Annotated in this window: 9 protein-coding genes; 5 read left to right on the forward strand and 4 right to left on the reverse strand. The window is 48.3% G+C overall.

Features of this window, described 5'->3' with window-relative positions; all coding sequences use genetic code 11:
- Window positions 1-64 precede the first annotated feature (64 nt).
- Both ACQRBJ_RS13750 and thrA read right to left on the reverse strand, forming a co-directional pair.
- Window positions 65-1,315, reverse strand: a complete 1,251-nt coding sequence (locus ACQRBJ_RS13750) for a cofactor-independent phosphoglycerate mutase (protein ID WP_445303930.1) — start codon at window positions 1,313-1,315, stop codon at window positions 65-67.
- Between the two features lie 55 nt (window positions 1,316-1,370).
- The gene (gene thrA / locus ACQRBJ_RS13755) at window positions 1,371-3,812 is read right to left on the reverse strand and encodes a bifunctional aspartate kinase/homoserine dehydrogenase I (protein ID WP_441937582.1); all 2,442 of its coding nucleotides are present in this window, start codon (window positions 3,810-3,812) and stop codon (window positions 1,371-1,373) included.
- Window positions 3,813-4,096: 284 nt separating this feature from the next.
- Between thrA and ACQRBJ_RS13760 the strand changes: the two genes are divergently transcribed.
- From ACQRBJ_RS13760 to ACQRBJ_RS13780, 5 genes are all read left to right on the forward strand, one after another.
- A complete protein-coding gene (locus ACQRBJ_RS13760) occupies window positions 4,097-4,351 on the forward strand; it encodes a hypothetical protein (protein WP_294972141.1) in 255 nt (84 codons plus the stop codon).
- Between the two features lie 124 nt (window positions 4,352-4,475).
- A complete protein-coding gene (gene yfcE / locus ACQRBJ_RS13765; RefSeq protein WP_295346634.1) occupies window positions 4,476-5,021 on the forward strand; it encodes a phosphodiesterase in 546 nt (181 codons plus the stop codon).
- Window positions 5,022-5,137: 116 nt separating this feature from the next.
- The gene (locus ACQRBJ_RS13770; protein ID WP_445303931.1) at window positions 5,138-6,817 is read left to right on the forward strand and encodes an NAD(P)/FAD-dependent oxidoreductase; all 1,680 of its coding nucleotides are present in this window, start codon (window positions 5,138-5,140) and stop codon (window positions 6,815-6,817) included.
- Between the two features lie 15 nt (window positions 6,818-6,832).
- Window positions 6,833-8,386 (forward strand): ABC transporter substrate-binding protein/permease, encoded by a 1,554-nt coding sequence (locus ACQRBJ_RS13775; protein WP_295346638.1) that lies wholly within the window; start codon window positions 6,833-6,835, stop codon window positions 8,384-8,386.
- A 4-nt stretch (window positions 8,387-8,390) separates the two neighbouring features.
- Entirely contained in the window at window positions 8,391-9,131 is a 741-nt protein-coding gene (locus ACQRBJ_RS13780; protein WP_445303932.1) for an amino acid ABC transporter ATP-binding protein, read from the forward strand.
- A gap of 181 nt (window positions 9,132-9,312) precedes the next feature.
- On the opposite strand, the gene ACQRBJ_RS13785 is transcribed toward ACQRBJ_RS13780, so the two are convergent.
- Entirely contained in the window at window positions 9,313-11,010 is a 1,698-nt protein-coding gene (locus ACQRBJ_RS13785; protein WP_294972587.1) for a sulfate permease, read from the reverse strand.
- Between the two features lie 110 nt (window positions 11,011-11,120).
- Window positions 11,121-11,363, reverse strand: a 243-nt coding sequence (locus ACQRBJ_RS13790) for a hypothetical protein (RefSeq protein WP_445303933.1), incomplete at its 5' end; no start/stop codon positions are given.

The following is an 11,363-nucleotide window of genomic DNA, read 5'->3' on the forward strand; positions in this document are numbered from 1 at the left end:
AACTTTGAGATTTGAACATTGAACTTTATGATTAGCTTTGGGGGCTATCATGAAGCCGTTGATTTTAATTGATTGCCATGAAGGCGTTCATGAACTCCTGCAGCTGCAGCATGCCGTAGCCGCCACTAACGCAGCTTACCTCATCATACTGCTCTACGCTATCCGGCTCAATGCCAGGATAATAGATGATGAAAGGTACAGGCTCCTTGACGTGGGTACGGATTTCTACCGGAGTAGGATGGTCAGGGAGAACAGCGATGCATACCGGCTCGTCCCAGGTGCTTACCTCATCGAAGATAGGCTTGATGAGTCGCTGGTCGAGGTTCTCGATGGTCTTCAGCTTCAGCTCAAGATCGCCATCATGACCCGCCTCGTCGCTTGCCTCTACGTGAACATATACAAAGTCGTCGCCATCCTTCAGTGCCTGGATAGCTGCAGCAGCCTTGCCCTCATAGTTAGTGTTGGCAAGACCCGTAGCGCCCTCAACGATGATGTTGCGCAGACCGGCGTAGTGACCGATGCCTCGGATCAGGTCGACGGCAGAAATAACGGAACCCTTCTTGATCTGTGGATACATCTGGGAAAGTGTGAGCATGTGAGGACGGTAACCTCCGCCCCATGGCCAGATAAGATTGGCCATTCGTTCGCCACGCTCCTTGCGAGCCACATTGAAAGGATGGTTCTCCAGGAGTTCCTGACTCTCAAGAATCAGCTGGTTCAGCAGGTCGGCTGTATCACGACGGCTGATGTGACCCTCATCGCCTCCAATCTCCGGCAGGACGGGTTTCACCATCAGCTTGTGCCACTCCTCGTTGGGATGATCATGAGGTGGGGCACAGTCGATATGCTTGTTTCCGTGCTTTACCACCAGGAGGTGGCGATACTGGATGCCGGTAACAAACTTGACATCAGGATATTTCTTGCCGAGGGTATCGTTGAGATATTTGATGAGCACTTCCGCATCTTCCGTTTCCAGGTTACCACCGTTGTGGGTGATAATCTTGCCGTCCTGCACATTGATGATGTTGCAGCGCAGTGCAAGGTCGGTAGGTTCCAGTTCATAGCCGATGCTGGCAGCTTCGAGCGGTCCGCGTCCCTCGTAAACCTCGTTCTGGTCATAGCCCATGATAGAGCTGTTTGCTACTTCTGAACCAGGGAGGAAACCGTCAGGAACAGTAACCAGTCGTCCTGTCTTGCCTTTCTTGGCAAGCATGTCCATATATGGTTTGCTGGCGTATTGCAGGAGTGTCTTTCCACCCAGTCTTTCCACTGGGTGGTCAGCCATTCCGTCGCCAAGAATGATAATATGCTTCATAATCGATTTATAATTCATAATTTATAATGAACAATTATTCATTGTACATTATTCATTATATATTCGCAATACTCATGATGTTGGCGAAGACTCCGGCAGCAGTTACGCTGGCTCCGGCTCCGTAGCCCTGGATCATCATCGGATACTCCTTGTAGCGCTCGGTGGTGAGCAATACGATGTTGTTGGAACCCTCCAGATTGTAGAAAGGATGCTCCGGACCCACCGCCTGCAAGCCTACGCTGGTCTTGCCGCCGTCCAGAGTAGCCACGAAGCGCCAGCGTTTGTGCTCCAGGTCGAGCGTCTTGCGCTTGGCTTCGAAGTCGGCATCGAGCTTAGGAAGCTTTTTCCAGAAGTCGTCGAGCGAGCCCTGGAAGAAGCTGTCTGGTACGAAGAGGTTCTTCTCCACATCCTCCTGCTCCACTCTGTAACCAGCCTCGCGTGAAAGGATGACGAGCTTTCTTATTACGTCCATGCCGCTGAGGTCGATGCGTGGATCTGGCTCGCTGTAGCCCTTCTCCTTGGCGAGACGGACGGTCTCGGAGAATGGTACCACGCTTGAAATGGCGTTGAAGATGAAGTTGAGTGTGCCGGAGAGTACAGCCTCAATCTTGAGGATTTTATCTCCCGAGTTGCGAAGGTCGTTGATGGTTCCTATGATAGGAAGACCTGCACCTACGTTGGTCTCGAAACGGAATACCACGCCACGCTGGATGGCTGTCTTCTTCAGCTTCTCATAGTTTTCATATTCGCTTGAAGCCGCAATCTTGTTGGCTGCGATGACGCTCACGTTGTGCTCCAGAAGGCTCTGGTAGAGAGCTGCAACTTCCTTGCTGGCTGTACAGTCTACGAACACGCTGTTGAAGATGTTCATTGCCAGGATGGAATCGCGCAAGACCTCCGGAGTGCTAGGAATAGACTTCTTCAGCTCCTCGTAATAATTCTCGAGATCAAGACCGTCGCGATTGAAGATGGCATTCTTGGAAGAGGCGATTCCTACTACGTTCAGCTTCAGCTTGCTGCGCTCCATGAGGTCGGCATACTGATTCTTGATCTGTTCGATGAGTTTGCCGCCCACGGTACCCACACCGCAGATAAAGAGGTTGAGCACCTTGTATTCTGAGAGGAAGAAGCTGTCGTGCAGAACGTTGAGCGACTTTCTCAGATAATCACTCTTCACTACGAAAGAGATGTTGGTTTCAGAAGCACCCTGTGCGCAGGCGATGACGGAAATACCGCTACGTCCGAGCGTGCCGAAGAGCTTACCGGCGATACCGGCAGCATGCTTCATGTTTTCGCCCACGATGGCGATGGTGGCAAGTCCGCACTCAGCGTGCATAGGGAACATGGCGCCATCGGTAATCTCGTTCTTGAACTCATTGTTCAATACGCTGACAGCCTCTTCCACATCCTGCTCACGCACACCGATAGATGTAGAGTTCTCAGAAGAAGCCTGAGAAACCATGAACACAGAGATGCCCTCGCTGGCAAGAGCGGTGAAGATGCGGCGGTTGACACCGATGACACCCACCATGGAAAGACCGGTGACGGTGATGAGGGCGGTACCGTTGATGGAAGAAATGCCCTTGATAGGCTTCTGGTCGGCATCAATCTTGTTCTTGATGATGGTGCCAGGAGCATCAGGATTGAAGGTATTCTTCACTCTGATAGGAATATTCTTGACACAAACCGGGTAGATAGTAGGAGGGTAGATGACCTTTGCACCAAAGTTGCAAAGCTCCATCGCCTCAATATAACTCAGTTCGTTGATGGTATAAGCAGATTTGATGACACGTGGATCGGCAGTCATGAATCCGTCCACATCGGTCCAGATTTCGAGCACCTCAGCATCGAGGGCTGCTGCAATGATGGCTGCTGTGTAGTCGCTACCACCACGACCCAGGTTGGTGGTGCGCTCCGTGTTTTTGTCGCGGCTAATGAAACCCGGTACGAGAGATATGCGAGGAAGCTCGGCAAAGGCTTCCTTTACCAGCTTGTTGGTCAGTTCGCTGTCGAGGGTATGCTTACCCTTGCCGTTGATGCGTTCGGTCTTGATGAAATTGCGGGAATCGAACCATTTGGCACCACGGATGAGCGTGGCTACAATCTTGGAACTGAGTCTTTCTCCATAACTCACGATGGCATCCTGTGTCTTTTCGCTGAGGTCGTGGATGAGATACACACCGAAGTAGATGCTTCTCAACTGCTCGAAGAGTGCATCAACTGATTTGAAAAGATTCTCTCTGTCTGTTGTTTCGGTAATGATGGTATCAATCATCTTGTGGTGGCGATCAACCATGGCGTCGAATTCGACCTTCCACTGTTCATCACCCTTGAGGGCAAGCTGAGATGTTTGCAAGAGTTTGTCGGTGATACCGCCAAGTGCGCTCACGACAACCACTACACTCTGTTTCTTAGCCTCATTTTCAACGATACGTTTTAAGCTGAGGATGCTTTTTACGGAACCAACCGATGTTCCGCCGAATTTTAATACTTTCATACGTTCTTGAATTTTTGCGTTGGTAATGTAATGCCATCCCCGAAACGACCGGGGCTGTAGCAAAACTTGTGGGCAAAAGTACAAATAATCTATCAAACTGCCAAGGATTTTAACAAAAAAGTAGCATATTGTAGATGAAAAAGCCCGGATAGCAGTAATCTAATGTTCGTTTTTGTTCTTATACCTTATATATATAGGGATTTGCGGAGAATTAATAAGAAAAAAGTTTGCCAGTTTCGAAGAAAATGTGTACTTTTGCCGATGTAATTCAAAGCATCAGCAATATGGTTACAGAAGTAAATAGTAAGAATCAACTCGTTGAACGCAATTTCAAACGAAATGAGATGCTGGCTGAGTATTTCTTTGGTCTTTCAAAGATGGTATGCAGCGGTATTGGAATTGGTGCATTGTCTCCGTTGTTTACTGGTGAGGCAATGGGAGTAACTAACATTGTTTGCATGGGATGCGCAGTAATAGCTGCTGCATGTTTAACCCTATTTGCGAATATGTTATTAAAAGTAGAATTAAAAAAGAAGTAATTATGGAAATGTTGACAATACTTTTTGCTATAGCTGCTATTATCAGTGTTAGCTTGTTTTTTTGGGGAAAGTTTACTAAATCTGGTAGACGTTGGATAGAAGGTGATTATTAAAGAATCAAGTAATGAAATATCTATTATTCTCTGATATCCACGGCTGTTTGCCAGCCTTGGAAAAAGTCCTCGACTTCTTCGAGGCAGAAAAGTGTGACATGATGTGCATCATGGGTGATATCATCAACTACGGTCCCCGCAACCGAATTCCGGAAGGAATCGACCCTAAGGGTATCGTAGAAAGACTGAATGCGCTGGCAGACAAGATTATCGCCGTGCGTGGCAACTGCGATGCGGAAGTAGACCAGATGCTCCTTGATTTCCCTATCATGGAGACTTATGCCCTGCTGGTAGATAACGGAAAGCGTTATCTACTGACCCATGGTCATGTTTATAATAAGGAAAACATGCCAAAGGGTCCTTACGAGGCTATGATCTATGGCCACTCCCATCTCTGGGAACTCTCTCATAACGAGAAGGGACAAGCCATCGTCAATACGGGCAGCATCACCTTCCCGAAGGGTGGCAATCCTCCAACATTCGCAACATTGGAAGAGGGCAAGTTCACCATGTATCATCTGGATACGCTCGAAGTGCTGGCTACAATGGAAGCATGAAAAAGTGAAAGTGAAAAGTGAATTGTGAATGTAATGTGAAATCCGTCACTTGTCACTCGTCATTTTCATAAAACTAATCATAAAGTTCAAAGCTTAAAGTTCAAAGTTTAAAATAAATGATTCAGGAGTATCAGATAAGAATTCTGCCCGAACAGGCAGCAAGCGAGGAAGGCATCAAGCGTTATCTCGCCAAGGAGAAAGGATTGGATGTGAGAACATTGAATCAGGTGAGAGTGTTGAAGCGAAGCATCGACGCCCGCCAGCGTACCATCTTCGTGAACCTGAAGGTGCGTGCCTATATCAATGAGTTTCCGCAAGACGACCAGTATATTCATACGGAATATCCCGATGTGAGCAGCAGACCTCGTGTTATTGTTGTGGGTGAGGGACCTGGCGGCCTCTTCGCTTCTCTGCGCCTGATAGAATTGGGTTACCGTCCTATCGTATTGGAAAGGGGAAAAGATGTGCGCGAACGCAAGAAGGACCTTTCTAACATTACCAAAACCCAAAAAGTGGATGGGGAGAGCAACTACTGTTTCGGTGAAGGTGGAGCCGGTGCTTATAGTGACGGCAAACTCTATACCCGAAGCAAGAAAAGGGGAAGTGTAGACAAGATTCTGAACGTTTTTTGCCAGCATGGTGCCAATACCAATATCCTGGCAGATGCCCATCCGCATATCGGTACCGACAAGTTGCCGCGCGTCATTGAAAACATGCGCAACACCATCATCAAGTGTGGCGGCGAAGTGCATTTCCTGACCAAGATGATTCGTCTGATCCTTGAGAGTGAAGGTAAGCTGACGGCATCTGATGCTGCAGCTGGCGATAAGGTGATAGGTGTAGAAGCCGTGAATCTGGCTACGGGTGCTGAGGAAACTTATCGCGGACCGGTTATCCTGGCAACAGGTCATAGTGCCCGCGATGTATACCGCTATCTCGCTTCGGCAAAGATAGATATCGAGGCAAAGGGCATCGCCGTGGGCGTGCGCCTGGAACATCCATCCCAGCTCATCGACCAGATTCAGTATCACAATAAGAGTGGTAGGGGAAAATATCTGCCTGCTGCCGAATATAGCTTCGTTACTCAGGTAGATGGCAGAGGTGTCTATAGCTTCTGTATGTGTCCGGGTGGCTTTGTGATTCCGGCTGCTACCGGACCGGAACAGCTCGTGGTGAACGGTATGAGTCCTAGTAACCGTGGCACTGCCTGGAGCAATTCGGGCATGGTGGTGGAAACGCATCCCGAGGATGTGGCGCAGTTCGTGAAGGAACATCAGGCTATCATCGAACAGACGGAAATGAAGGCGCAGGAGAATTCTTCACTCTTCAATCTTCACTCTTCACTCCAGATGATGTACTTCCAGCAGATAGTAGAAAAGCAGTGCTGGCAACAGGGCAACATGAAGCAGACGGCACCAGCCCAGCGTATGGCCGACTTCGTGAACAACCGTCTGAGCTACGACCTGCCAAAGAGCAGCTATGCTCCGGGTATCATCAGCAGTCCGCTGCATTTCTGGATGCCTTCGTTCGTGAGCAAGCGTCTGCAGGAAGGCTTTAAGACCTTCGGCAAGAATGCACATGGCTTCCTGACCAACGAGGCTACCCTGATAGCGATGGAGACGAGAACCTCATCGCCTGTCCGCATCATCCGTGACAGGGAAACCCTGCAGCATGTACGCATCCAGGGACTCTTCCCATGCGGTGAAGGCGCAGGATATGCTGGGGGAATCGTATCGGCTGGCGTAGACGGTGAGAGATGCGCAGAGATGTGCGCTGAGTATATGAAGCAGTTATAAGTAGATACAGAAATAATGAAATATAGAAATTTAAGATGTCTTCGACTGAGTTTCTGGGCGATGCTTCTCTGTCTGTTCCTGGCAGCATGCGGTTCAGAATCTTCAGAAACCCGAAAGCAGTTGAAGACAAAGGCAGACCTGAAGGGGGCTGTGATAGGTGTGCAGCTCGGTACCACGAGTGACGGACTTGCCACCGAGTTGGAAAAGAAAGGAGATGGCACCAAGGTGGAACGGTACAACAAGGGTGCCGATGCCATCCAGGCTCTCCTGCAGGGAAAGATAGACTGTATGGTGACCGATGAGGCGCCAGCCAAGGCATTTAAGCGGGTGAATCCATCGCTCAATATCCTGCCTGAGACCTTCGACGCTTCTTCGTTCGCTATCTGCGTGGCTAAGGATCATTCAGAGTTGAAGCAGTCCATCAATCATGCCATCCGTATCCTGAAAGCGAATGGCGTTATCGACTCTATCGTAAACCGCCATCTGGAAAGGGGCATTGCCGTGGCTTATACGCCCAAGACTTCGGATGTGAAGAAAGTGGGACCGGAAGCGCTGGAGCATCTGGGACTGAAGAAGAGTCTGCGATTTGCCACCAACGCTACTTTCGAGCCTTTCGAGTATTACCAGAATGGCAAGATTGTGGGCATCGATGTGGATGTGGCGAATGCCATCGGCGATGTGATGGGCGTGGATGTGGAGATTCTCGATATGGAGTTTGACGCCATCATCACCTCAGTGCAGGCTGGTAAGGCAGATGCAGGTATTGCCGGTATCACGGTGACTCCTGAACGAGAGAAGAATATCGGATTTACAGATTCCTATGCCGATGTCAGACAGGTCATCATGGTGAATTCCGGAGACGTGAAAGCTGCTGGCAATCAGCCGGGAATGATAGATAAGTTCAAATCCTGCTTCATGGATGACAACCGTTATCAGTATCTGTTGCAGGGCTTGGGCAATACGCTCATCATCACCTTCTTTGCCATCATCCTTTCCGTGATATTGGGTACGGTGATAGCCATCGTAAGAGCACGTCATGAGCGTAGAGGCGGCTGGAGGATTCCGAATATGCTCTGTCAGCTGTATCTCACCATCATGCGTGGCACGCCAACGATGGTGCAGTTGCTCATCATCTATTATGTGGTCTTTGCCTCGGCAGATGTCAATAAAATACTGGTGGCTGTCATCGCCTTCGGATTGAACTCGGCTGCCTATATTGCCGAGGTAATCCGTTCGGGCATCATGTCGGTGGATGAAGGCCAGATGGAGGCGGGCAGAAGTCTCGGTCTCTCGTATGGAAAGACCATGCGCCTCATCATCCTGCCGCAAGCCTTCAAGAATGTGCTCCCGGCAATGGGTAACGAGCTCATCACTCTGCTCAAGGAAACCTCTATCAGCGGTTATATCGGACTGGGAGACTTGACCAAGGGTTCTGACATCATCCGAAGCATCACCTACGAGGCAATGATGCCATTGGGCGTAGTAGCCTGCCTCTATCTCATCCTCGTTCTCGGACTGAATGCAGGCGTGAGAAAGCTGGAGAAGCGACTGAGAAAGAGTGAAAGATAAAACAATGAATAAAATGAACGAAATAATCAAGATAGAAGGACTTCGTAAACGCTTCGGCGACAACGAGGTACTGAAAGGCATCACAACCTCGGTGAAGAAAGGCGAGGTTGTAGCCATTATCGGTCCATCGGGTTGCGGAAAGAGTACTTTCCTGCGCTCCATCAATCTGCTGGAGGAACCTACCAAAGGTAAAATCTATATCGACGGTATGGATATCACTTCCTGGGATGTAGACATCAACAAGATGCGCCAGAGAGTGGGCATGGTGTTCCAGCAGTTCAATCTCTTCCCTAATATGACTATTCGCCGCAATATCATGCTGGCTCCGGTAGAATTGGGCAAGATGACAAGGGAAGAAGCCGATGAGAAGGCAACGGAACTCCTGACCCGTATCGGACTGCTGGACAAGGCAGACAGCTATCCCGACAGTCTTTCGGGTGGACAGAAGCAGCGTGTGGCAATCGCCCGTGCCCTGGCGATGAATCCCGAGGTGCTCCTCTTTGATGAGCCGACTTCGGCACTGGACCCAGAGATGGTGGGAGAGGTGTTGCAGTTGATGAAAGATGTTGCTGCCGAGGGAATGACCATGGTGGTGGTGACGCATGAGATGGGGTTTGCAAGAGAAGTGGCAAACCGTGTTCTCTTCTTCTGTGACGGCTATATCACGGAAGATGGAACTCCTGAGCAAATATTCAACCATCCAAAATCGCCAAGATTGCAGGAGTTCCTGGGAAAGGTTCTGTAATAGTTGATAGTTAACAGTTTTGTAATAGTTGATAGTTAACAGTTTATGGTTAACAGTTTTGTAATAGTTGATAGTTAACAGTTACTTGATGACAATAAAAAAAGATGCATTACTGGTATATCCAGCAATGCATCTTTTTTATTTGATGGTCTACAATCAGTAAAATGTTAACTGTAAACTATTAACTATTAACAGTTTCCTTCTCAATAATCTCTTCAGCACGTTTCAGAGCCTTGCTGATGTGATCTGTGATATTATCCTTGCCAAGAATATTGTAGAAACCTGCCTTCTCCAACTGGGCATTCACTTTCTCACATACACCAGAGAGTACAACCTGAATGTCCTCCTTCTGGCTCATCTTGCAGAGGTTGGTGAGGTTGTGGATACCAGTAGAATCAACAAATGGAACCTTGCGCATACGGATGACACGTACCTTTGGACGATCTCCGAAAGCTGCCATCACTTCCTCAAACTTGTTACCGGCTCCGAAGAAGAACGGACCATTGATCTCGTATACCTCTACACCCTTAGGAATCGTATAGTGCTCAAGGTTGGTAGAGAGGAAGTCGAACTCCTTGTTCAAGTCAATCTCATCATCTGTGATGGCTGTCACGTCGGTGGTTTCGCTCATTCGCTTCATGAAGAGCAGGCAGGCGATAATCAAACCTACCTCGATAGCCACGGTCAGGTCGAAGATGATGGTGAGGAAGAAGGTGATCAGGAGCACTGTAACATCGCTCTTCGGATTCTTCATCAGCGCCAGGAAACTTCTCCATCCGCTCATTCCGTAGGATACAACAACCAATACACCGGCAAGACATGCCATCGGGATGTATTTGGCAAGAGGCATCAGGAAGAGGAATATCAGCAACAATACCACAGCATGAATGATGCCGGCAACTGGAGTCTTACCACCATTATTAATATTGGTCATGGTACGGGCGATGGCACCTGTGGCTGGGATTCCGCCAAAGAGTGGGGAAGCGAGGTTAGCCAAACCCTGGGCTACCAACTCGGTATTACTGTCATGATGATCGCTGATGACACCATCGGCTACGGTTGCAGAAAGCAAACTCTCGATAGCACCCAGAATGGCGATGGTGATGGCTGGAGATACGAGACTCTTGATAGTCTCCCAGTTCATCTCTGGAACCTGGGCTGCAGGCAACTCATTGCTGATAGAGAAGCGGTCACCGATGGTTTCTATGCTCTCTACACCAGCAAACTGCTTGAGCAATAGTGCTACTACTGTCATCAGGATGATGGCAATGAGAGAACCCGGAATCTTCTTGCTGAACTTTGGTGTGATGGCGATAACCACTACGCTCACTACACCGATGAGGGCACACCATGGATCGATGGTATCAAAACTCTGGAAGTAGACACCCCATTTCTCCAGGAAGTCGGAAGGATTGGAAGCTAGTGTCAATCCAAAGAGGTCCTTGATCTGGGTCGTGAAAATGGTTACGGCGATACCACTGGTGAATCCCACTACGATAGGGTAAGGGATATACTTGATGATGGTTCCAAGACGGAGAAGTCCAAAGAGAACCAGGAACAGACCAGCCATCAGTGTCGCTATCGTCAAACCTTCCATGCCATATTTCTGGATAATGCCATAGATGATAACGATGAATGCTCCCGTAGGACCACCTATCTGCACCTTGCTTCCACCGAAGATGGAGATGATAAGACCTGCTACAATAGCGGTGATGATACCCTTTTCAGGGGTCACGCCAGAAGCGATACCGAATGCGATGGCCAGAGGCAGGGCTACAATACCAACAATGATACCTGCCATGAGGTCAGACATGAATGTTTTCTTGTTGTATGTCTTCAAACAGGAAAACAAACTCGACTTAATTGCTAATGCCTTCATTTGAAAGTTTTAAAAATTATGTAATTATTTCTTGTTATCCGTTAAAACGTCTGCAAAGGTACTACATTTTTTTTATATGGCAAAATGTTTTTCATAGTTTCTTGTTTTCTTTATCCTTTTCCTCCTTTATTCTCTCTTTTCTTCCTTTCCTCTTTTCTTTCTTCTTTTCTTCTCCCTTTATTTTTCAATACAGTATTATGGATTGCGCATGTATGTGTGTGCCCGCACATATCTGCGAGTGCACGTATGTATATTATAAGGAGCAGTATGACATAAAACGCCGTGAAGTGTTTAATGCTGTTAAATTTAAAATAAAAATGAAACTTTCTTCTTGAAAAATTTGGTAGTTTCGG

This window comes from Prevotella sp. SGI.167, assembly GCF_050313615.1.
Classification (GTDB): domain Bacteria; phylum Bacteroidota; class Bacteroidia; order Bacteroidales; family Bacteroidaceae; genus Prevotella.